Origin of the sequence: Pantoea sp. EKM103V, from assembly GCF_011800365.1 — a bacterium.
In the GTDB taxonomy this organism is placed as follows: Bacteria; Pseudomonadota; Gammaproteobacteria; order Enterobacterales; family Enterobacteriaceae; genus Pantoea; species Pantoea anthophila.
This window is the reverse complement of sequence record NZ_JAALFQ010000001.1, coordinates 1,178,667-1,200,669: the sequence shown is the minus strand read 5'-3', so window position 1 is coordinate 1,200,669 and position 22,003 is coordinate 1,178,667. Positions and strand designations below refer to the sequence as shown.

Genomic DNA, 22,003 nt, shown 5'->3' with positions numbered 1-22,003 from the left:
GCTCCTGCAGAGGTGATAGACCAAGGATAACGTTTTCTGACGGACTTTGCTGAAACCGCTGAAATGCGTCCGGGGCAGACCTTCACCTCGCGCAATTTACATGCCATCATCATGGTCAGGATAGGGTGAGGAAAAGGATTATGGCTTTTATGCCACGGAGAGTCCGGCGGCGGCTGGCGGCTATTCTGGCGCTGATTCTGCTGCTGCTCGGCCTGATGTTAACAGTGACACAGTGGCTGCCCCGGCTGGTCGGGATCTGGCTGCCGCAGGAGACCCGCATTGAGCTGTCTGGCGCACCGCGCTGGCGGGAGGGAGGCCTGTGGTTGCCAGAAATTCGTTATCTGGCGGGCGACTGTACGCTGGCAACGGTTGAAGCCGTCTCGCTGGGCTGGCATCAGTCGCGCTGGAAACTTAACGCGGCCGCACTGACGCTGGACAGCGCCTGTCTGCAAAAACTGCCGGCGGACGACGACAATCCCGGTTCGCCCAGAACGCTGGCCGAATGGCAGGCAATGCTGCCGGGTGCCGATGTCCATCTGGATAAGCTGACGGTGGCCCCGTGGCAGACCTACGCGGGTACACTGGATCTCACGCTGGAAAAAGATCGCCAGCGTCTGACTTATCGGGGTGACAATCTGCAGCTGGCGGCAACGCTGACCGGTCAGCAGCTGGCAGTCGATCATCTGACGCTGACCCATCCGGCACTCTCTGAACCCATCACCCTCAAGGGGCATCTTGAACTTCCCACCTTTGCCAGTGACCTGCCGGTAAATGGCGAGATGGCCGGACAACTGGCGCTGGCTGCGCTGCCGCATCCGCTTCAGCTCAGCCTCAACTGGCAGCAGCAGCAGGGCATAGTCGTCGCAACGACGGCGGAACAGGATCGCCCGCTTCTGCGTCTCCCCTGGCAGATCAGTCGCGACCAGATTCAGATTGAGAAGGGGGAATATTACTGGCCGTTCGCCGCCCAGCCGCTCTCCGGCTTTATTAACCTGACGCTGGAGAACTGGCAGTCGGGGCTTGAACGGAGCCAGATCAGCGGACGCCTCAATCTGCTGACCCGGGGGCGCGGCGGCAAGGGCAACGTTGTGCTGGGTCTCGGCCCCGGCCACCTCAGCCTGACAGAGAGCCATCTGCCGTTTCAGCTGACCGGCGAAAGTAAGCTGGCGGATCTGCAACTCTACGGCTCCATTCCGGGCGTGCTCAGCGGGTCACTCCTCGATCCTCAGCTGCAACTCCAGCCTAAATCACTGCTGCGCCTGCGGGGCCGCCTGCTCTCCACGCTGGAGGTGGACGAGGCGCGCTGGCCGCTGGCGGGCGTGCGCCTCTCATCGCAGGGAATTGATGGCCGTCTGCAGGCGATTCTTAACGCGCACGATGCCAGTTTTGGCCGTTTCCGGCTGCATCTCGATGGGCGTGCCAGCGACTTCTGGCCTGATAAGGGCGAATGGAACTGGCGCTACTGGGGCGGAGGCGAGATGCTGCCGCTTCAGGCACGCTGGGATGTCAAAGGCACGGGTGGCTGGCACGATACGCTGATCCATCTGGATACGCTCTCCACCGGGTTTAATCAGCTGGCCTACGGCAGTGTCAACGTCGCCAGTCCGCGTCTGACGCTCACTGAACCCGTTAACTGGCAGCGCGATGCGGCCCACCCGGCGTTTAATGGCCATTTCCGGCTGCAGGCGGGCGAGACCCGGTTCAGCTATGGCGGCAGGCTGGCTGATTCAACGCTCGATTTCGAGGCGAAAGGCCGTGACCCCGGCGACTTTATCTGGCGGGGCAGCCTGAATGCCGGCAGGATTGGCCCGCTGCGGGTCAATGGTCGCTGGGATGGCGAACGGCTGCGCGGTCAGGCCTGGTGGCCGTCACAGTCGCTCCGGGTGTTTCAGCCGTTAATCAGCCCGGACATGAAAATGCAGATTCAGGATGGTCAGCTGCAGGCGCAGTTCGCCTTTTCCGCTGCCCCCGAGCAGGGTTTTCAGGCCGGTGGACACTGGTCGGTGAAGCAGGGCAGCGTCTGGACGCCGGACAGCCAGATCAATGGTATCGACTTCTCACTGCCCTTTCGCTTCAGGGCCGGGCAGTGGCAGTTTGGTCAGCATGGCCCGGTTTCCCTGCGCATTGCCGAGGTAAAAAACCAGTTTGCGATGCAGAATATCCGTGCCGATCTGCAGGGCAGCTGGCCGTGGAGCGAAGCCGCGCCGCTGAGGTTGCAGGATGTCAGTCTGGAACTCCTCGGCGGGCAGATTACGCTGCCCGCATTGCAGATGCCACAGCATGAGCCTGCGCGGGTAACGCTGCGTCAAATCAGCCTCAGCGAGCTGGTGACCGCACTGAAGCCTAAGCAGTTCGCCATGTCGGGACGGGTTAACGGTGAACTGCCGCTGTGGCTCAATAATCCCCGCTGGCTGGTCGAGAAAGGGTGGATAGCCAACAGCGGCCCTCTGACTTTCCGGCTGGACAACGATATGGCGGATGCCATTACCCGTAATAACGTCGCCACTGGCGCGGCGCTGGACTGGCTTCGCTATATGGAGATCTCCCGCAGCTGGGCGACAATTAATCTGGATAACCTCGGCGACCTGAGCATGACGGCAGAGGTGCAGGGCGTCAGCCGGTTCAGCAACCGTCGTCAGACGGTGAATCTTAACTACCATCATCAGGAAAATCTGTTTCAGCTCTGGCGCAGCCTGCGCTTTGGCGATAATTTGCAATCCTGGCTGGAACAACACGCGACTTTGCCATCGAACAAGGACACTTCACCATGAGCCTGAGGGCACTACTGGTTCTGGCAGCCGGACTGCTGAGCATCGGCTGCGTGCCGCGCATTGAGGTTACGGCACCCAAAGATCCCATCACCATCAATATGAACGTAAAAATTGAGCATGAGATCCACATCAAGGTGGATAAAGACGTGGAAGCGTTACTGAAAAACCAGAGCGGTCTGTTCTGAGGAGAGCACGTATGAGACGCAAAAGCGCGGCGCTGCTACTCGCGCTGATGATGATGCAGCCCGCCTGGGCGCTGACGCTGGATCAGGCCCGGCAGTCGGGGCTGGTGGGCGAAACGCTCTCCGGCTACCTCGCGGCGCGCGCCGGAGACAGCGAAACCCTGGCACTGGTGCAGCGCATCAACGCCGGACGGCATCAGCAATATCAGCGGCTGGCAGAACAGAACAATCTCTCCACGGCGGATATCGCCAGCATTGCCGGGCAGAAACTGGTGAGCCGGGCGGCGGTGGGGGAATATGTGCGCGGCATTAACGGTCAGTGGCTGAGAAAAGAGGCTCCGGGCACGCCGTAAGCCGCAAAAAAACCGGGCGCGTGGCCCGGTTGATTGTGCGTCACATCCTGAGATGAGCGCCTTTTAAGCGATGACGATCTGTTTGATCGCGTCTTTCGCTTCAGCGGTCGCTTTGCTGGCCACTTCAGGACCGTAGGCGATACCTTCAGCAAACACGAACTCAACGTCAGTGATGCCGATGAAGCCCAGGAACAGCTTAACGTATGGCGTCAGCAGATCGGTCGGGGTGTCTTTGTGAATCCCGCCACGGCTGGTGATCACAACCGCTTTTTTCCCTTTAATCAGACCTTCCGGGCCTGCTTCGGTGTAGCGGAACGTTACGCCTGCACGGGCAATCAGGTCGAAATAGTTTTTCAGCTGGGTCGGGATGTTGAAATTGTACATCGGTGCCGCAATAACCACTTCGTCATGTGCCTGCAGTTCTTCAATCAGCGCGTTGGAGAGATCCAGCGCTTCCTGCTGGCGCGGAGACAGCGGCGTGTCAGAAGGACGCATAGCACCGACCAGTTCACCATCCAGAACCGGAATCGGGTTCGCCGCCAGATCACGAACGGTCACGTCTTTACCCTGGGCTTTTGCCTGTTCAACGTAGAAGTCAGCAAGCTGGCCTGATTGTGAGTAGCCTGCGAGGATGCTTGATTTCAGAACTAAAACTTTGCTCATGGTGATTTCCTGTCTGTAACGCGGAAGGGTTTCCGCTCAATGGTTTACACTCTACGGTTATCAATGGCGCGGTGAAAGCGCAATATTTCGAGAGCTATGTTCGAATTTATTGAATAAGCGTAACCGGGGCGCGTCCCCGGAACAGTTCAGAATGTGCTATTATGCGCGCAATTATTTTCACTGAATCAGCTGGTTATCCCGGCGTCCAGGGCGCTGTTTCTGCAGCGGCACTGTCTGAGTAAGGTACGTCACTATTATGTCATCTCCCGATACGTCTCCACTGACCGCGCTCCGGGCCCGGCTCGACGGCTTAATGCTTCGCGATCGCCAGCGGCTGCAGCGCCGTCTGCAGGGGGCCAGAAAAGTCAAAAGCCTCGAGGCACAACAGGGCATAGCCCGCGAGCTGGAGCAGGACGTTTTCGCCGCTGAACAGCGTGTAGCCCAGAGGCGCGCGGCGACGCCAGCCATCACCTTCCCGGACAATCTGCCTGTCAGCCAGAAACAGCAGGATATCGCTGAGGCGATTCGCGATTACCAGGTCGTGATTGTGGCCGGGGAAACCGGCTCCGGTAAAACCACGCAGCTGCCGAAAATCTGTCTGGCGCTGGGGCGTGGCGTGACCGGATTGATTGGTCACACCCAGCCCCGTCGCCTGGCGGCACGCACCGTGGCCAATCGCATCGCCGATGAGCTGAACACCTCGCCCGGCGGCTGTGTCGGCTATAAAGTGCGGTTTAATGACCAGGTCAGCGAGCTGACCCAGGTCAAGCTGATGACCGATGGGATCCTGCTGGCGGAGATCCAGCAGGATCGACTGCTGATGCAATATGACACCATCATCATCGACGAAGCCCACGAGCGCAGCCTGAATATCGACTTCCTGCTCGGTTATCTGCGTGAGCTGCTGCCGCGGCGTCCCGATCTCAAGGTGATCATCACCTCTGCGACCATCGACCCGCAGCGTTTCTCGCGGCATTTCAACGATGCGCCGGTTATCGAAGTTTCCGGCCGCACCTTCCCGGTGGAAGTGCGCTACCGGCCGGTGGTTGAAGAGGCGGAGGATGGCGACCGTGACCAGCTGCAGGCGATCTTTGATGCCGTCGATGAACTCGGACAGGAGAGCCGGGGCGATATTCTGATCTTCATGAGCGGCGAGCGCGAAATCCGCGATACCGCCGACGCGCTGAATAAACGCGACCTGCCGCACACTGAAGTGCTGCCGCTGTATGCGCGACTGTCGAACGCCGAACAGAACCGGGTATTTCAGTCACACAGTGGCCGCCGCATCGTGCTGGCCACCAACGTGGCGGAAACTTCGCTGACGGTGCCCGGCATCAAATATGTGATTGACCCCGGCACCGCGCGTATCAGCCGCTACAGCTTCCGCACCAAAGTGCAGCGTCTGCCGATTGAGCCGATTTCTCAGGCCTCGGCCAATCAGCGTAAAGGACGATGCGGACGTGTTTCCGACGGTATCTGTATCCGCCTCTACTCGGAAGAGGATTTCCTGAGTCGTCCGGCCTTTACTGACCCCGAAATTCTGCGCACCAACCTGGCGTCGGTGATCCTGCAGATGACCTCGCTGGGGCTGGGCGATATCGCGGCGTTCCCCTTTGTGGAAGCGCCCGATAAGCGCAATATTCAGGATGGTATCCGCCTGCTGGAAGAGCTGGGCGCGCTGACGCTGAATGAAGAGACGGGTCACTACACCCTCACCGGCTCCGGGCGACAGCTGGCGCAGTTGCCGGTCGATCCGCGCCTGGCGCGAATGGTGCTGGAGGCGCAGCGGCTGGGCTGTGTGCGCGAAGTGATGATCATCACTGCGGGCCTGTCGATTCAGGACCCGCGCGAGCGTCCGGCAGAGAAGAAGCAGGCCTCTGATGAAAAACACCGGCGCTTTGCTGACAAAGATTCCGATTTCCTGGCCTATGTCAATCTGTGGAACTATCTGGCGGAGCAGCAGAAAGCCCTGTCCGGCAACCTGTTCCGACGCCAGTGCAAAAGCGACTTTCTCAACTATCTGCGCGTGCGGGAGTGGCAGGATATCTACACCCAGCTGCGGCAGGTGGTGCGCGAACTGGGTATTCCGGTCAACAGCGAACCGGCCCCGTTACAGCAGGTTCACTGTGCGCTGTTGAGTGGTCTGCTGTCGCACATCGGACAGAAAGATGCCGACAAGCAGGAGTACACCGGCGCGCGCAATACCCGCTTCGCCATCTTCCCCGGCTCCGGGCTGTTTAAGAAGCCGCCGAAGTGGACCATGGTGGCAGAGCTGGTCGAAACCAGCCGCCTCTGGGGGCGGACGGCGGGACGCATTGAGCCGGAGTGGATTGAACCGCTGGCGCAGCATCTGACGAAGCGCAGCTACAGCGAACCGCACTGGGAGAAATCGCAGGGGGCGGTGATGGCAACCGAGAAGGTCACGCTCTATGGCCTGCCGATTGTTGCCGCGCGCAAGGTCAACTACGGCAGTATCGATCCCACCCTGAGCCGCGAACTCTTTATCCGCCACGCCCTCGTCGAGGGCGACTGGCAGACGCGCCACGCTTTCTTCCGCGCCAATCAGAAACTGCGCAGCGAAGTGGAAGATCTGGAGCATAAATCCCGTCGCCGCGACATTCTGGTCGATGACGAAACGCTGTTTGCTTTTTATGATCAGCGTATCGGCAAAGAGGTGGTCTCGGCCAGACATTTTGACAGCTGGTGGAAACGGGCCAGCCGCGATAACGCCGACCTGCTCAACTTCGACAGGCAGATGCTGATCAAAGAGGGCGCGGACAAGGTCAGTCAGCTCGACTATCCCAACTTCTGGCATCAGGGCAACCTGAAACTGAAGCTGAGTTACCAGTTCGAGCCAGGCGCAGATGCCGATGGCGTGACGGTCCATATACCGCTGCCGTTGCTGAATCAGGTTGAGGATAGCGGCTTTGAATGGCAGATCCCCGGCGTGCGCCGTGAGCTGATTATTGCGCTGATTAAGTCGCTGCCGAAACCGCTGCGCCGCCATCTGGTGCCTGCTCCTAACTACGCCGAGGCGTTTCTGGGAAGGGTGACGGCGATGGAGATGCCGCTGGCAGATGCGCTGGCGCGCGAGTTTCGCCGCATGACCGGCGTTACGCTGGAGCGGGAGAACTGGCAGTGGGAACAGGTGCCCGATCATCTGAAAATGACCTTCCGGGTAGTCGACGAGCACAACCGTAAACTGCTGGAAGGCAAGGACCTCACCGCGCTCAAGGCCCAGCTGAAGGACAAGGTGCAGGAGACGCTGTCGAAAGTGGCCGATGACGGGCTGGAACAGAGCGGGCTGCATCTCTGGAGCTTTGGCGAACTGCCTCGCAGCTATGAACAGAAGCGCGGCAGTTACCAGGTGAAAGCCTGGCCTGCGCTGGTGGATGAAAAAGAGAGCGTCGCGATCCGCCTGTTTGACAGTGAGCAGGAGCAGCAAAAAATGATGTGGCGTGGCCAGCGTCGTCTGCTGCTGCTGAATGTGCCGTCGCCGGTGAAGTATCTGCACGAGAAGTTACCGAACAAGGCCAAACTCGGACTCTACTTTAACCCCTATGGCAAAGTGCTGGAGCTGATCGACGACTGCATCGCCTGCGGCATCGATAAACTGATGGGGGAAGCGGGCGGCCCTGCCTGGGATCAGGCCTCGTTCGAGCAGCTGCGTGACAAAGTCCGCGGTGAGCTTAATGAGACCGTGGTGACGATAGCTAAGCAGGTAGAGCAGATTCTGACGGCGGTCTTTAACATCAATAAACGGCTGAAAGGCCGGGTGGATATGACCATGGCGCTGGCGCTGTCCGATATCAAAGCGCAGTTAAACGGACTGGTCTATCGGGGTTTTGTCACCGGCAACGGCTGGCAGCGACTGGCCGACACGCTGCGTTATCTGCAGGGCATTGAGCGGCGACTGGAGAAACTGCCTGCCGATCCGCACAGCGATCGGGCACGGATGCTGAAAGTTCAGGCGGTGGAACAGGCGTACCAGGCGTGGCGCAACAAGCTGCCGCCGCAGCGTCAGGATGATGAAGAGGTGCTCAGCATTCGCTGGATGATTGAAGAGCTGCGCATCAGCTACTTTGCTCAGCAACTGGGTACGCCTTATCCGATCTCGGATAAGCGTATTCTGCAGACGATGGAGCAGATAGCGGGCTGAAAGCCGGGTGCGCACCGAGCGTGCGCACCCGACAGCCGCTCAGGCTACACGCAATTACTGCGCGAGGGATTCCAGCTTATCTTTAAATGAGGTGACCGCAATCGCGCGGTTGTCCGCCAGATAGCGATCCTTTGCCGCGGGCGCGGAGCTCTGCACCGCAATCAGCTGCCAGCCTTTGTCGCTGTTGAGCAGCAGCGGTGAACCGCTGTCGCCGGGCAGGGTATCGCACTGATGTGACAGCACGGCGCGCTGCGCCCAGCCGGTAATCAGACAGTTGCTGTGGGAATAGAGGGTATCCAGGTGATCGGCCGGATAGCCCGCCTGCGTCACTTTACGGCCGGTCAGCTTCAGGGCGGCCGTCAGGTCGCTGCGCGAGCCCTCAAACAGCGGGATAGGGGTAATGGCCGACGGTGGATTGCGTAATATCACAATGCCATAGTCATACGGGGCCGCACTGCTCGGCACGATCCAGCCTTCACCATCCGCCTTTAACTTGGAGGCCAGCGAGGGCTCAACCCGCGCATCAATGTCATGCAGTTCATAGCGCCAGCCTTTGTCGCTGGCCATAAAACGCAGCGCAACCGGCTTATCAAAGTTACCCGGCGGGGCGAGCAGACAGTGTCCGGCCGTCAGCGCCAGATGGGGAGAGATGAGCGTGGCTGTACAGAGGTTACCGCTTTCTGTTTCGAGCTGACCAATCGCATCCCAGGGAGCAGCGGTGATATCCGTGATTGCCTGGCGATGATCCTTGCCGAAGAACAGCATCTTAATTTCAGCCGGTGTCGGCGAATCATCGTCATCATCGGCATGAACCGTCGTGGCAAAGCTGAAAAGTCCAACCATTAACAAGGTAGCCAGGCGCATAGAAATCTCAATGGCGAGAAAATAGACGTTATTGTTATCACGTAAGAACGGTAACTATAGTCGGTGAGCGTTAAAAAAGGGAGTTTTATCGGTTAATCAGTACGCTACAGCAGTTAAATAAAGAAGCTGGCAGCAACGATGCCACACAGGATCATCACAAGCAGAATAATTTCGAAGCGATAGCGACGCACCATTTCATCCACTCCAGTAAAGAAACACCCGGCAGAACCGGGTGTTTTTAAGCATTATCGCGTGGCTGTGCGCCTGAGGGCGATCTTATTTAGCCGCTGATTTAACAACTTTCTTGTGGTGAACTTTCTTAGCTGCCTGCGCTTTCTGAGCAGGTTTTACCGCTTTCTTGTGGTGAACTTTCTTAGCAGCCTGCGCTTTCTGAGCAGGTTTTACCGCTTTCTTGTGATGAACTTTTTTCGCAGCCTGGGCTTTCTGTGCAGCGGGCTGAGTGGCTTTTTTGTGGTGAACTTTTTTAGCTGCCTGCGCTTTCTGGGCAGCAGGTTTTACCGCTTTCTTGTGGTGAACTTTTTTAGCTGCCTGCGCTTTCTGAGCAGCATCTTTTTTCACCGCTTTTTTGTGGTGAGTCTTTTTAGCAGCCTGCGCTTTCTGTGCTGCTTTATGGTGTTTCTTGTGTGCAGTTTTGTGAACGGTTTTAGCCGGTGCAGCTGCGGTGGTTGTGGTGGTCGCTGTTGCGGCTGGCGCAGCGGCTGGCGCAGCTGTGGTTTCAGCAGCGAAAGCAACAGAAGACATACCCATAGCAGCGGCGACAACCAGTGCAAATAATTTTTTCATTGCAAATCCCTCGGACTCTTTTTTCATGTGTAGCCCACTGCGGGGCCGGTGAAGAGACTATAGGGAAATCAACAAAGCCTGTCCGTGGGTGTTTGGTATCGGCGTGTAACCGATTGTACAAAGGGGGAAAGGGCGGCGTGATGGCCGCCCGTAGGGTCAGTTCTTCAGATAACGCTGTTCAAGATGCTGGCGGAAATAAGCCGGGTTCAGCGCTTCGCCTGTCGCATTGATCAGCAGCTGGTCGGTGGAGAAGCGGCTGCCGTGCTGCCAGATGTTCTGTTGCAGCCAGTCGAATACCGGCTGCAGTTCGCCGTGCTGAATCAGTTCGCTGAGCTGAGGAATGGCGGTCTGGACGGAGCGGAACAGCTGCGCGGCGTACATCGCGCCCAGCGTGTAGGTGGGGAAGTAGCCAAACGCGCCATCGGTCCAGTGAATATCCTGCATACAGCCATCGCGATAGTTGCCGCGGGTATCCAGACCCAGCGACTGCATCATCTTCTCATCCCACAGCGCCGGAATATCCTCAACCTCTATCTCCCCTTCAATCAGCGCCTGTTCGATTTCGTAGCGCAGAATGACATGAGCCGGGTAGCTTAGCTCATCGGCGTCCACCCGGATCAGGCCCGGCTTCACCTGCTGGGTCAGACGGATGAAATTATCCGCCTGCAGGGCAGGCTGGTCGCCAAAGGTGGCGATGATGGTCGGCAGAATGCGCTGCAAAAATTCGCGGCTGCGACCGAGCTGCATCTCCATGAACAGGCTTTGTGACTCGTGGATGGCGGTGGAACGCGCCAGCGCCACCGGCTGCCCCCGCCACTGCTGCGGCAGATTCTGCTCATAGCGGGCGTGGCCGGTTTCATGGATCACACCCATCATGGCGCTGAGAAACTCAGCCTCATTGTAACGGGTGGTAATGCGTACATCTTCCGGCACGCCGCCGCAGAAAGGATGTGCGCTGATATCCAGGCGACCATGATTGAAGTCGAAGCCCAGCGTTTCCATGATGCTCAGCCCGAGCTGGCGCTGCGCAGGCACGGCGAACGGCCCCTGCGGCGTGACGATCGGCTGTTGTGCCTGCTTCTCCACGACCTGCTGTAACAGATCGGGCAGCCAGCTTTTCAGTTCGCCAAACGTCGCATCCAGCCTGGCGCGGGTCATGCCCGGTTCATAGAGATCGAGCAGGGCATCGTAACGCGAGCAGCCGCTGGCATCGGCGCGTCGCTGCGCCTCTTCTCGGCTCAGGCGCACCACCTCTTTCAGGTTGGTGGCAAAGCCCTGCCAGTCGTTAGCCGGGCGCTGAGTGCGCCACGCATGTTCACAAACCGAACCGGCAATCGATTTGGCTTCCACAAAGTCGTCAGGCAGCAGGCTGGCCTGCTGGTAAGCACGCTGCATTTCATGAAGATTGGCCCGCTCAACATCGTTCAGCGACGCCTGCTCTGCGGCCTTCAGCCACTCTCCGACCTGGGGAGCCGTCAGGATCTGATGCTGCAGAACGCTCATCTCGGCCAGGGCTTCACCCCGGGCCTGACTGCCGCCTGGCGGCATGGTGGTCTGCATATCACAGCCGGCGATGGCCGCGACATGGCTGAAACGGGAGAGGCGCTGGAAGGTCGCGCTAAGGTGCTGATACGCTGAGGTCACGTGAGACTCCTTGAAGTGTTTAACGCAGCGGAATTTCCCGCAAGGGTAGATCAACCGGCCAGCAAAAGCGAACGCTGGCTCCGCCCAGCGGGCTGGCCTCAATGGTGACCTGGCCGCTCAGCGCCTGCGCAATAGAGTGGACAATCGCCAGCCCCAGTCCGCAGCCGCCCGTCGCGCGATCGCGGCTTGGATCGAGCCGGACAAAAGGTTCGAAGACCCGTTCCCGCTCTTCTGGCGGAATGCCCGGACCATCATCCTCCACCTGCAGGCAGCCGGTTGCGCCGTCGAACCATAAGCTCACCCGCAGTCGCTGCTGCGCATAACGCAGCGCATTATTGACCAGATTATCCAGCACCCGTTCCATCAGGCGGCTGTCAGAAATCCCGATATTTTCACGCTGCGGCAGGTCGAGGTCGATCCGGACATCGGGATTGATGGTGCGGAAGTCATCGAGGCGCTCGCGCAGCCAGCTGGCGAGATCCTGCGACTTCAGATTGAGGTCCACGCGTGGCCGATCCAGCCGCGCATAGGTCAGCAGCTCCTCAATCAGGCTTTCAAGCTGGCCGATGTCGCGGTTCAGCGCCACCCGTTCGGCGTCCGTGAGGTTATCGCTCATCTCCAGCCGGTAGCGCAGACGCACCAGCGGCGTCCGCAGCTCATGGGCGATGCCGTCGATCAACTGCTTCTTACTGGCAACCAGGGTGTTGATGTTTTCCGCCATCTGGTTAAAGGCGATACCGAGCCGGAACAGGCTGGAGGTGCTGTCAAAATGGGTGCGCACATCCAGCTCACCGCGACCAAAGCGCTGAGCCGCTTTTTCCAGCCGCTGCATCTCCTGCCAGTGGGGGCGCAGCCAGATAAACACCGGCAGCGCCAGTGACATGCCGATAAAGACCAGCAGGGCAATATCGAGCAGCCGCATCTGATGCAGATAGAACAGATAGGGGATAGGCCCCACCGACAGCACGTAGTGGCTGCGCGGGATATGCTGCAAAAAGGTGTACTGGTCGTCGAGCGCCACAATCTCACCGGCGTGCAGGCGACGCATGTTGGTCTCGTCGAGCTGGAATTTGTTCATCGGCTCGATATGCAGGTCAAACGAGAGGCCAAGATCGAGGCTCTTGATGGTTTTGTTCCAGTCGCGCGGGGGGATCTCCCGCAGTTCGCTGCGGATCAGGTAGAGCGAGCTGGCCATCAGGTCATTCATCGACTGTCGGCCTGCGCGCTCGGCGGTGAACTTATAGACCAGTCCCACCAGCAGCGCCATCACCAGAAAGCAGACAAACAGCAGCAGATAGAACTGAATAAAAAGCTTTCTCATAGGACGCGGGTATCCCAGGCCTGAGGTGCAAACAGGTAGCCTTTGTTGCGGATGGTCTTGATACGAAACGGCTCGGTGGCGCTGTCGTGCAGCTTTTTACGCAGGCGGGAAATGGCCACGTCAATGCTGCGATCCAGACCGTCATAGCTGACGCCGCGCAGGGTTTTCAGCAGCGCATCGCGGTTAAGCGTCTGACCGGCATGGCTGGCGAGGACCCAGAGCAGGTCAAAATCGGCCGTAGAGAGGGCGATCTGTTCGTCAAACAGCGTCACCTGTCGATTGAGGGCATCAATGGTCAGCGAGCCAAAACGCAGCATACGGTTCGCGGCAGGAATGGCGGGCGCATCCTCCGGCTGCGTCTGCTGAGACTGACGCAGATGCAGGCGCAGACGGGCCAGCAGGACCGCGGGTGGCGTGGTCTTCAGGATGTAATCCTGCGCGCCCATCTCCAGCGCCAGAATGTGATTCATGTCGCTGTCGAGTGAGGTGAGCAGCACAATGGGCCCCTGCCAGTTGGCCCGTAAATCACGGCAGATCGTCATGCCATCCTTGCCGGGCAGCATGATATCCAGCATCACCAGATCGGGTTGCTGTTCGGCAATCACCGCTTCAGCGCGGTCGCCGCGCGTCTCAACAATCACTTCAATGTCATGACGACCCAGGTAGGCCGCAATCAGTGAACCCACTTCGGGTTCATCTTCTACATAAACAATTTTGTTCATAGTTTACAAAGCAGAGACAGGGATGGACGAAAGCATATCTTTTCCTGGTCCTGAGCTCTACGCTACCGCACGAAATATCCTTAGCTTGCTGGTATATAACCGGCAAAATGTGCAATCATTAGCGCGGCCTTTTTGCGCCAGGTTTGGGATATCGTTGATTATTATGAGGAGCATTAGTGTGTCTGATAAAGAGCTGGCATCAGCCATATACCCTGACCGCATCTGCTTCAATTACAGTGACTTTCTTTCCGCTTCCTGCAAAAAACGCTGGAGCTTTGTCGATGCGATTTATGGCGTGATGCCGATATTCGGCATGGTGACACGGAAATCAGCACACCGCTTACAGAGCAGTGACGACCCGTTAAAAGAATTAGCATTACAAATCATTTCTACCCAGGTGAGTGACGAAATTAACATCGCGCGCCTGGTCACCCTCGCGGAACAGCAGCAGATCAGCCGCTTTGATATCCAGCTCCCTTATCCGCTGTCGGCGGAGCAGCTGGATGCCATTCATCATGAATATGCCAAGCCGCTGAATCTCACACAGCAGGATGACCTGCTGTGTGTGTCGATTCCGGTGCAGTCACACTAAGCGCACCTTTCGCGCTATTTCGTCAGCTGCCACACGGCGGGCATCGTCGCCGCGATCAGTAATCCCATCACAATCCGCTCCGGTGCGGTCAGCGCAGAAGCTGCGCGGCCTCCCCGGCGGGCAAAGAGAAACAGCAGCAGGCCCGGCGTATAGAGCACCACCGACATCATCAGATGCAGGGGGCCTGAGGCATAAAGCAGCCAGATGCCATAGAGGCTGGCACCGAGACCGATCGCCATTGCCAGCGGCTTGTGCTGTCCGCGCACGACTTTGATCAGATACAACCCCACCAGCAGATAGGGCACCAGAATCATCTCCGAGGCGATGGTCAGCAGGTTGTTGTAATCCGCGCCGGTCACGGCGATCAGAATCAGGCAGACCTGAATACTGCCGTTGGTCAGCCACAGTGAGGCGGCGGGCGCGTTGTGGCGGTTTTGCCGGGCAATGCTGCGTGGAAAGGCACCCTGCTGCGCGGCAATCAGCGGCACTTCGGCAGCCATAATCGTCCAGCTCAGATAGGCGCCGCAGACGGAGATGATCAGGCCGATGGCAATCACCGCATCGCCCCAGTGTCCCATCAGTCGCGTCATCAGTCCTGCCATGGAGGGGTTGCGCATCCCGGCCAGTTCGGCACGGGGCACCACGCCCAGCGACAGCAGCGTCACCAGCAGATAAACCAGCAGGGCGGCCAGTACCGCCAGCAGGGTGGCGCGTCCCACATCTTTTTTCTGACGTGCGCGGGCAGAAACCACCACGGCACCCTCAACCCCGATAAAGACCCACAGAGTGATCAGCATCGTCTGCTTGACCTGCTCCCACAGGGGTTGCCCCAGCGTGACGCCGGAAAAGTCGACCCGGAAGCGATCGTAGTTAAACGCCATCACCGCCAGCACGATAAACAGCAGCAGCGGCACCAGTTTGCCCAGCGTCGCCATCAGATTGATACTGGCCGCAGTCTGTACCCCGCGCAGTACCAGCCAGTGAACCAGCCACAGCAGCACCGAGGCCCCCAGCATCGCCTGCCAGGTGTTGCCATCCCCAAAGATCACCCGATCCGGGGTATCTGTGAAAAAGCTCAGGGCGGAGAAGACGATCACCAGATAGGAGACGTTGGCGATGACAGCACAGAGCCAGTAGCCCCAGGCGGAGCAGAAGCCTGTCAGTTCACCGAACCCGGCGCGGGCGTAGGTGAAAATGCCGCCGTCGAGTTCAGGTTTCAGGCGGGTCAGCAGCAGCATCGCCAGCGACAGAAAGATGATGCCGACGCCGGTAATCAGCCAGCCCAGCAGCAGCGCCGCTGGACCCGCCACCGCAGCCATATTTTGCGGCAGACTGAACACGCCGGCACCCAGCATGGAACTGAGTACCAGCGCCGTCAGCGCACCGAGACCTAATTTTTTCTCCAAAACAACCTTCCCGCTAGCATATATGGCTGGATAAATCGGATTTCATCGCTGGGTTATCGCAGACTCGCGGCAGAAAACAGGGACAAACTCCGGCAAAACAGGCGGCAGATTTTACGGAGTGTGGCGGGGGATGGCAATGCGTGACTATGCAAATCCGCGCAGGAATTATGCAAACAGCAGGGCGGCGGGCGCCGCCCTGAAGAGATTACTTAAACAGGTCAGCGGTGACGGTCAGGTTACCGCCACTCTGGTTCTGCCACTGACGGGTCACGTGATAGAACTTCGCACCTTTATCAGACGCACGCTTCGCCACTTCTTCAGAAACTTCGGTAGGGGAACCGAAGTGACCGGTAAACGTCACGGTGTCGAATGGCTGCATCTGCGCGGCCGTAATCGCGTTCACTTCCTGCACGGATTTGCCGTTTGGCAGATTGACCGTGTAACGCTTGCCGGTTGAGCTCTGGGTTTCGAAGAAGCGGCCCACTTTATTGCTCGGTGTCTCAGAGGAGGCGACGCCAGGGATTTCAACCTGAGCGGCCGCTGCGCCACCCGCAGCCAGTGCAGCTTTACCCGCTTCTGAGTCGGCAGGAATCGCGTTCGGCGTCTGAACCACACGCGCTTTAGCATCCGCTTTATAGACGTAGGCTGTGATGTACTGGTTGCCGCCGCTGTTGGCGTCAATCTGACGAACAATAAAGAATGAGGCGGCGCCTTTCTCTTTAGCCGCTTTTGAAATCGCATCGTTGACATCAGGCTGGCTGGCAAAGAAGCCGCTGACGGAAACGGTATCAAAAGGTTCGAGCTTATAAGCTTCAGCCTTTGGCAGTTCGTTGACGCCGTTAAAGCGACGGTATTGGGTGGTTTCGGAAGCGGCCGGGGCATCAGCCTTGTAGAGGTCGGCAGTAACGCGCCAGTTGCCGCTGTTGCCGTTGCTGTCGTTGATCCCCTGAATGTAGAAAGAAGCAGCGCCCAACTCATCTGCACGCTTAGAGACCGCATCGGCTGCGTCGCCAATTGCGTTGAAACGGCCGGTGATATTAATACGTTCGAATGGCTTCAACGCGGCCGCTTTTTCTGGCGTTAACTCCTGCGCAGCGAATGCATTAGCTGCCAGCAGGGACAACAGAGTGGACGCCAGAATAGTGTTCTTCAGCTTCATAAAAATAATCCTTCGCCTTACGCAAAAATGAGTACGAAAACGTGCTGGACTCTTGATGTATAACAGATTAGCCGCTGATTATTGCATGTTATAAACAGACTGTCGCAGCGATTTTTTGCGCGATATCGCGTTATTCACCTCCCTGTTTTTCATCTGACTGTCATGAAATGCGTTTAAGGCGTCATTTCTGGGCGCTGTTACCACTAAAAACGGTAACACTTAGCGCTATAACAGTTAATGTATTGTTAATTAAGGGTTTTTATTGTTGATTAATTCGTCCGGAGCGCAATTTTCATAGCAGATTATCTGCTGATGACGCGTTTTAATAGCGTAATAATGCAGGATTTCAAAGCGAATACTGAATAATCAGGTGAATGTCTCCATCTGCGGTAACCGCTGTGGATCAGGCGTCACAATTTAAGTAGGTTATAAACACTTTGAAATATCTGCATTTCGACTATAAGCAGCTGAAACCGCGTTTCGGCTGCGCTGTCGTGGTGCGGATTCGGGCCATCACCCTTTAACCGATGAAAGGAAACACTATGTTAATTGGAATACCCAAGGAAAGGTTGCCAAACGAGTCGCGCGTGGCAGCCACGCCAAAGACCGTGGAACAACTGATCAAACTGGGTTTCAGCGTCACGCTTGAGCACGACGCCGGTAAACGCGCCAGTTTTGATGACGAAAGTTACCTTGCTGCGGGTGCCACCCTCAGCGACCGTCAGCAGGTCTGGCAGGCCGATATCGTCATGAAGGTAAACGCACCCGATGACGACGAAATTGCGCTGACCCGTGCAGGCAGCACGCTGGTCAGTTTTATCTGGCCCGCCCAGAATCCGGCGCTGCTGGAAAAGCTGGCTGCCCGTCAGGTGACGGTGATGGCGATGGATTCGGTGCCGCGTATTTCGCGCGCACAGTCGCTGGATGCCCTGAGTTCAATGGCCAACATCGCCGGTTATCGCGCTATCGTCGAGGCGGCACATGAATTTGGCCGCTTCTTTACCGGTCAGATTACCGCGGCAGGTAAAGTGCCACCGGCAAAAGTGATGGTGATTGGGGCTGGCGTGGCGGGACTGGCTGCGATAGGCGCGGCGGGCAGCCTGGGCGCCATCGTCCGGGCGTTTGATACCCGTCCCGAAGTCAAAGAGCAGGTGCAGAGTATGGGCGCCGAATTCCTCGAACTCGATTTTGAAGAGGAGGCGGGCAGTGGGGATGGCTATGCCAGAGTCATGTCCGACGCCTTTATCAAAGCGGAGATGGCGCTGTTCGCCAGCCAGGCCAGAGAGGTGGACATCATTGTCACCACCGCGCTCATCCCAGGCAAACCGGCTCCGAAACTGATCACCGAAGAGATGATCGCCAGCATGAAGCCGGGCAGTGTGATTGTGGATCTGGCGGCGCAGACCGGCGGCAACTGTGCGCTGACCGTCGCCGATCAGGTGACCGTGACACCGAATGGCGTGAAAATTATCGGCTATACCGATCTGCCCAGCCGGCTGGCGACGCAGTCCTCCCAGCTTTACGGCACCAATCTGGTCAACCTGCTCAGGCTGCTCTGCAAAGAGAAAAATGGCGAAATTCAGGTCGATTTTGAGGATGTGGTGGTGCGGGGCGTGACGGTGGTGCGCGACGGCGAAATCACCTGGCCCGCGCCGCCGATTCAGGTCTCTGCTGCCCCTCAGGCCAGACCTGCTGCCGCGAAACCCGCTGAGAAACCGGAAGCAAAACCGGCCTCGCCGTGGCGCACCGCGCTGCTGATGGCTCTGGCGATTGTGCTGTTTGGCTGGCTGGCCAGCGTGGCACCGGCAGAGTTCCTCTCCCATTTTACCGTGTTCGCGCTCTCCTGCGTGGTTGGCTACTACGTGGTCTGGAACGTCAGCCATGCACTGCATACCCCGCTGATGTCCGTGACCAATGCCATCTCCGGCATCATCGTCATCGGAGCGGTTTTGCAGATGGGGCACGGTGGCTGGGTCACCTTCATCTCCTTTATTGCCGTGCTGATTGCCAGCATCAATATCTTTGGTGGCTTCACCGTCACGCAGCGCATGCTGAAAATGTTTCGTAAGGGGTAATTCATGTCTGGCGGATTAGTCACTGCAGCCTATATTGTGGCTGCCATTCTGTTCATCTGTAGTCTTGCCGGTCTTTCGCGTCATGAGACCGCTAAACGGGGCAACATTTTCGGCATCAGCGGGATGGCGCTTGCCCTCATCGCAACCATCTTCGGCCCGGACAGCGGCAATGTGGCCTGGATCCTGCTGGCGATGGTGATTGGCGGTGCAATCGGCATTCGCCTGGCAAAAAAAGTCGAAATGACCGAAATGCCAGAGCTGGTGGCGATTCTGCACAGCTTTGTGGGTCTGGCCGCGGTGCTGGTCGGGATTAACAGCTATATCGACCATGCGCCAGGCCTGCCGGCCGCGATGGAGAATATCCATCTCAGCGAAGTCTTTATCGGGATCTTTATCGGTGCCGTTACCTTTACCGGCTCACTGGTGGCGTTTGGCAAGCTGTGCGGCAAAATCTCCTCACGACCGCTGACGCTGCCCCACCGTCATAAGCTCAATCTGCTGGCGCTGGTCGTCTCCTTCCTGCTGCTGCTCTGGTTTGTTGACACCAGCAGCACCGCGGCGCAGGTGTTTGCCCTGCTGCTGATGACGGTCATTGCGCTGGCCTTTGGCTGGCATCTGGTTGCCTCCATTGGCGGTGCAGATATGCCGGTTGTGGTGTCGATGCTTAACTCTTACTCAGGCTGGGCTGCGGCCGCGGCCGGTTTTATGCTCAGCAATGACCTGCTGATCGTGACCGGTGCGCTGGTGGGCTCATCCGGTGCGATCCTCTCCTACATCATGTGTAAAGCGATGAACCGTTCGTTCATCAGCGTGATTGCGGGCGGCTTTGGCACCGAAGCCAGCAGCAGCGATGAGAGTCAGGAAGCAGGAGAACATCGCGAGATCTCCCCTGAAGAGACGGCTGAGATGCTGAAGTCCTCTGCGTCGGTGATTATCACGCCAGGCTACGGCATGGCGGTGGCACAGGCACAGTATCCGGTAGCGGATCTGACCGCCCGACTGCGTGCACTCGGCATCCGGGTGCGTTTCGGTATTCATCCGGTGGCGGGCCGCCTGCCAGGACATATGAACGTGCTGCTGGCAGAGGCCAAAGTGCCCTATGACGTGGTGCTGGAGATGGATGAGATCAACGATGACTTCAGTGAAACCGATACGGTGCTGGTTATCGGCGCGAATGACACGGTGAACCCGGCGGCGCAGGATGATCCCCGCAGCCCGATTGCCGGCATGCCGGTGCTGGAGGTGTGGAAAGCACACAACGTGGTGGTCTTCAAACGTTCAATGAACACCGGCTATGCCGGGGTGCAGAATCCGCTGTTCTTCAAAGAGAACAGTCAGATGCTCTTTGGCGATGCCAAAGCCAGCGTCGAAGCGATTATCAAAGCGCTGTAACAGAAAAGGGGCGGCTAATCAGCCGCCCCTTTTTTTGCGGAGGTTTAATCCTCCTCATCCTCTTCATCATCCAGATCAATCGGCGATTTAAAATCGTCTGGCTTAATCGCCAGCAGATCGCAGCGCAGGTGATCGATCACCTGTTCCGCTGTATTACCCAGGAACGCTGCCGAAAGTCCGGTGCGTCCGATGGTGCCCAGCACCACCACACCGGCTCCCAGATGCGAAGCCAGGTCCGGGATAACCTCTTCAGGCAGCCCTTTGGCAACGTGGGTGAACTCTTCACCAATGGAAAACTTCTGTCGCAGCGCTTTCATGGCTACCAGATGCTGACCGCGGATGGCGTCGTTATAGACGCTGGGGTCGAAATCAGGCAGCTCAATCGCGATGTTGATCGGCGTAATCGGGTAGGCGCCGACCAGGTGCACCTCGGTCTGATTGACCTTTTCCGCCAGCTTCACCGTTTCACGAATCAGCTTCTGATTCAGGCCATCATGGTGCGGCTCTTCGCTGGCAAGATTGACGGCGACGATAGCTTTACCGCCCTCCGGCCAGGGCTGATCTTTCACCATCCAGACCGGGCAGGGGCATTTACGCAACAGATGCCAGTCGGTGGGGGTGAAAATCACGGACTCCAGGCGGTCATGCTGGTGGGCCATTTTCAGCACAAGGTCATGCTGATGGGCGAGCACTTCCTGGATAATCGCTTCATAGGGGCGGTTATGCCAGATAACCTTGATGTCGATTTCGACACCGGCATCCAGATAGGCGCGGGCCTGTTCACGAATCCATTCGGTGCGCTGGCTGATGACGCCCTGACGCATGGAGGCGCGTTCGTCCGGCGACAGCAGGGTGGTCATCTCATAGGAAAAGTCATAGATAGGCAGAAAGGCTTTAATTCTCCCGCCAATACGTTGATTCAGATAGACCGCACGTCGCAGCGCGGGCTGATCGTCTTGCTGGGCATCAATGGCGACCAGAATATTTTGGTACTGGGACATGAGGCGTTCTCCTTAAACCAGAGCGACTGGAATAAAGATAGCCTATGTTGCACAGGGGAAGAAGTGAAAAAGTTACTGCCGGATCAACAAAATAAGATTTATTGATCCGGCGGCGGATCAGGCGGCCTGATGGCTCTGACCCGCTAACTCTTCCAGCAGGGCGTGGTTCTCAATGGTGATATATTTGCCTTTCACCGCCAGCATACCGGACTTCTGGAATCGACCCAGCAGACGGCTGATCGTTTCCACCGTCAGGCCCAGATAATTACCAATGTCGCCACGCGTCATGGTGAGGCGAAATTCACGCTGTGAGAAGCCGCGCTGGCCGAAGCGGCGGGAGAGGTTCCAGATAAAGGCCGCCAGGCGCTCCTCTGCGTTTTTCTTGGAGAGCAGCAAAATCATATCCTGGTCGCCTTTGATTTCACCGCTCATCAGACGCATCATCTGCTGACGCAGGGCAGGCATTTTGCCTGACAGGTCATCCAGGGTTTCAAAAGGAATTTCACAGACCATGGCGGTTTCCAGCGCCTGCGCAAAGCTGGGATGACTGGCACCCATAATGGCATCAAAGCCGACTAAATCACCCGCCAGATGGAAACCGGTAATCTGCTCATCACCCTGCTCAGTAATGGTGTAGCTTTTGATCGTGCCGGAACGGATGGCGTACAGCGACTTCAGTTCGTCACCCGCTTTGAAAAGCGTTTGCCCTTTCTGAATCGGTTTTTTACGCTCAATGATGTTGTCGAGCTGATCCAGCTCATGTTCATTTAGCGTGAAGGGGATGCAGAGCTGACTGATGCTGCAATCCTGGCAGTGAATGGCACAACCGCCCGACTGAATACGACGAATGCTGCGTTTTTCAGGGATCATAATGGTTCGCTCGACGATTATTGAC

17 protein-coding genes are annotated in these 22,003 nt (G+C 57.8%); 7 read left to right on the top strand and 10 right to left on the bottom strand.

All coding sequences use genetic code 11. The features are described 5' to 3' along the window. The first annotated feature begins 140 nt into the window (after positions 1–140). From HFD97_RS05800 to HFD97_RS05790, 3 genes are read left to right on the top strand one after another with little or no spacing between them, the layout of a single operon-like run. Positions 141–2,771, top strand: a complete 2,631-nt coding sequence (locus tag HFD97_RS05800) for a YdbH family protein (protein WP_167430796.1) — start codon at positions 141–143, stop codon at positions 2,769–2,771. Beyond that, entirely contained in the window at positions 2,768–2,956 is a 189-nt protein-coding gene (locus HFD97_RS05795; protein WP_009090058.1) for a YnbE family lipoprotein, read from the top strand. The genes HFD97_RS05800 and HFD97_RS05795 overlap by 4 nt, the downstream gene beginning before the upstream one ends. A gap of 11 nt (positions 2,957–2,967) precedes the next feature. Then, the gene (locus tag HFD97_RS05790; RefSeq protein ID WP_167430797.1) at positions 2,968–3,306 is read left to right on the top strand and encodes a YdbL family protein; all 339 of its coding nucleotides are present in this window, start codon (positions 2,968–2,970) and stop codon (positions 3,304–3,306) included. Between the two features lie 63 nt (positions 3,307–3,369). Here HFD97_RS05790 and HFD97_RS05785 read toward each other — a convergent pair whose 3' ends face one another. After that, a complete protein-coding gene (locus HFD97_RS05785) occupies positions 3,370–3,969 on the bottom strand; it encodes an FMN-dependent NADH-azoreductase (protein WP_167430798.1) in 600 nt (199 codons plus the stop codon). A gap of 256 nt (positions 3,970–4,225) precedes the next feature. Here HFD97_RS05785 and hrpA point away from each other — a divergent pair, with 256 nt between their 5' ends. Further along, complete coding sequence (gene hrpA, locus HFD97_RS05780) at positions 4,226–8,128, top strand: ATP-dependent RNA helicase HrpA (RefSeq protein ID WP_167430799.1); 3,903 nt, start codon at positions 4,226–4,228, stop codon at positions 8,126–8,128. A gap of 54 nt (positions 8,129–8,182) precedes the next feature. On the opposite strand, the gene HFD97_RS05775 is transcribed toward hrpA, so the two are convergent. The 5 genes from HFD97_RS05775 to rstA all read right to left on the bottom strand — a co-directional run bounded on the left by HFD97_RS05775 (position 8,183) and on the right by rstA (position 13,483). Beyond that, positions 8,183–8,992, bottom strand: coding sequence for a serine protease (locus tag HFD97_RS05775; protein WP_009090066.1), 810 nt, complete (start codon positions 8,990–8,992; stop codon positions 8,183–8,185). 276 nt (positions 8,993–9,268) lie between these two features. Beyond that, positions 9,269–9,796, bottom strand: coding sequence for an acid resistance repetitive basic protein Asr (asr, locus tag HFD97_RS05770; protein ID WP_009090070.1), 528 nt, complete (start codon positions 9,794–9,796; stop codon positions 9,269–9,271). A 156-nt stretch (positions 9,797–9,952) separates the two neighbouring features. Beyond that, positions 9,953–11,440, bottom strand: a complete 1,488-nt coding sequence (locus HFD97_RS05765) for a carboxypeptidase M32 (protein WP_167430800.1) — start codon at positions 11,438–11,440, stop codon at positions 9,953–9,955. 19 nt (positions 11,441–11,459) lie between these two features. Continuing rightward, on the bottom strand, positions 11,460–12,761 hold the full coding sequence (gene rstB / locus HFD97_RS05760) for a two-component system sensor histidine kinase RstB (protein WP_009090073.1): 1,302 nt from the start codon (positions 12,759–12,761) through the stop codon (positions 11,460–11,462). Beyond that, positions 12,758–13,483: a two-component system response regulator RstA gene (gene rstA, locus HFD97_RS05755; protein WP_009090075.1), complete on the bottom strand. Its 726-nt coding sequence runs from the start codon at positions 13,481–13,483 to the stop codon at positions 12,758–12,760. The genes rstB and rstA overlap by 4 nt, the downstream gene beginning before the upstream one ends. Positions 13,484–13,661: 178 nt before the next feature. On the opposite strand from rstA, the gene HFD97_RS05750 reads away from it, so the two are divergent. Beyond that, the gene (locus tag HFD97_RS05750; protein ID WP_058957860.1) at positions 13,662–14,075 is read left to right on the top strand and encodes a hypothetical protein; all 414 of its coding nucleotides are present in this window, start codon (positions 13,662–13,664) and stop codon (positions 14,073–14,075) included. Positions 14,076–14,089: 14 nt separating this feature from the next. Here the strand turns inward: HFD97_RS05750 and HFD97_RS05745 are convergent, their stop codons facing one another. Together HFD97_RS05745 and ydgH are read right to left on the bottom strand one after the other, a co-directional pair. Continuing rightward, the gene (locus HFD97_RS05745; RefSeq protein WP_167430801.1) at positions 14,090–15,481 is read right to left on the bottom strand and encodes a basic amino acid/polyamine antiporter; all 1,392 of its coding nucleotides are present in this window, start codon (positions 15,479–15,481) and stop codon (positions 14,090–14,092) included. A gap of 205 nt (positions 15,482–15,686) precedes the next feature. Continuing rightward, positions 15,687–16,640, bottom strand: a complete 954-nt coding sequence (gene ydgH / locus HFD97_RS05740; RefSeq protein ID WP_167430802.1) for a DUF1471 family protein YdgH — start codon at positions 16,638–16,640, stop codon at positions 15,687–15,689. A 542-nt stretch (positions 16,641–17,182) separates the two neighbouring features. Between ydgH and pntA the strand changes: the two genes are divergently transcribed. After that, positions 17,183–18,715, top strand: a complete 1,533-nt coding sequence (gene pntA / locus HFD97_RS05735; RefSeq protein ID WP_140925439.1) for a Re/Si-specific NAD(P)(+) transhydrogenase subunit alpha — start codon at positions 17,183–17,185, stop codon at positions 18,713–18,715. 3 nt (positions 18,716–18,718) lie between these two features. Beyond that, a complete protein-coding gene (gene pntB, locus HFD97_RS05730; RefSeq protein ID WP_150029548.1) occupies positions 18,719–20,107 on the top strand; it encodes a Re/Si-specific NAD(P)(+) transhydrogenase subunit beta in 1,389 nt (462 codons plus the stop codon). Between the two features lie 44 nt (positions 20,108–20,151). On the opposite strand, the gene uspE is transcribed toward pntB, so the two are convergent. Next, on the bottom strand, positions 20,152–21,108 hold the full coding sequence (gene uspE, locus HFD97_RS05725; protein ID WP_046101879.1) for a universal stress protein UspE: 957 nt from the start codon (positions 21,106–21,108) through the stop codon (positions 20,152–20,154). 117 nt (positions 21,109–21,225) lie between these two features. Further along, the gene (locus HFD97_RS05720; protein WP_009090088.1) at positions 21,226–21,978 is read right to left on the bottom strand and encodes an FNR family transcription factor; all 753 of its coding nucleotides are present in this window, start codon (positions 21,976–21,978) and stop codon (positions 21,226–21,228) included. Positions 21,979–22,003: the final 25 nt, after the last annotated feature.

Coding starts and splice junctions, on each gene's coding strand:
- HFD97_RS05800 (WP_167430796.1), top strand. CDS start 141: ATGGCTTTTATGCCACGGAGAGTCCGGCGGCGGCTGGCGGCTATTCTG.
- HFD97_RS05795 (WP_009090058.1), top strand. CDS start 2,768: ATGAGCCTGAGGGCACTACTGGTTCTGGCAGCCGGACTGCTGAGCATC.
- HFD97_RS05790 (WP_167430797.1), top strand. CDS start 2,968: ATGAGACGCAAAAGCGCGGCGCTGCTACTCGCGCTGATGATGATGCAG.
- HFD97_RS05785 (WP_167430798.1), bottom strand. CDS start 3,969: ATGAGCAAAGTTTTAGTTCTGAAATCAAGCATCCTCGCAGGCTACTCA.
- hrpA (WP_167430799.1), top strand. CDS start 4,226: ATGTCATCTCCCGATACGTCTCCACTGACCGCGCTCCGGGCCCGGCTC.
- HFD97_RS05775 (WP_009090066.1), bottom strand. CDS start 8,992: ATGCGCCTGGCTACCTTGTTAATGGTTGGACTTTTCAGCTTTGCCACG.
- asr (WP_009090070.1), bottom strand. CDS start 9,796: ATGAAAAAATTATTTGCACTGGTTGTCGCCGCTGCTATGGGTATGTCT.
- rstB (WP_009090073.1), bottom strand. CDS start 12,761: ATGAGAAAGCTTTTTATTCAGTTCTATCTGCTGCTGTTTGTCTGCTTT.
- rstA (WP_009090075.1), bottom strand. CDS start 13,483: ATGAACAAAATTGTTTATGTAGAAGATGAACCCGAAGTGGGTTCACTG.
- ydgH (WP_167430802.1), bottom strand. CDS start 16,640: ATGAAGCTGAAGAACACTATTCTGGCGTCCACTCTGTTGTCCCTGCTG.
- pntA (WP_140925439.1), top strand. CDS start 17,183: ATGTTAATTGGAATACCCAAGGAAAGGTTGCCAAACGAGTCGCGCGTG.
- pntB (WP_150029548.1), top strand. CDS start 18,719: ATGTCTGGCGGATTAGTCACTGCAGCCTATATTGTGGCTGCCATTCTG.
- uspE (WP_046101879.1), bottom strand. CDS start 21,108: ATGTCCCAGTACCAAAATATTCTGGTCGCCATTGATGCCCAGCAAGAC.
- HFD97_RS05720 (WP_009090088.1), bottom strand. CDS start 21,978: ATGATCCCTGAAAAACGCAGCATTCGTCGTATTCAGTCGGGCGGTTGT.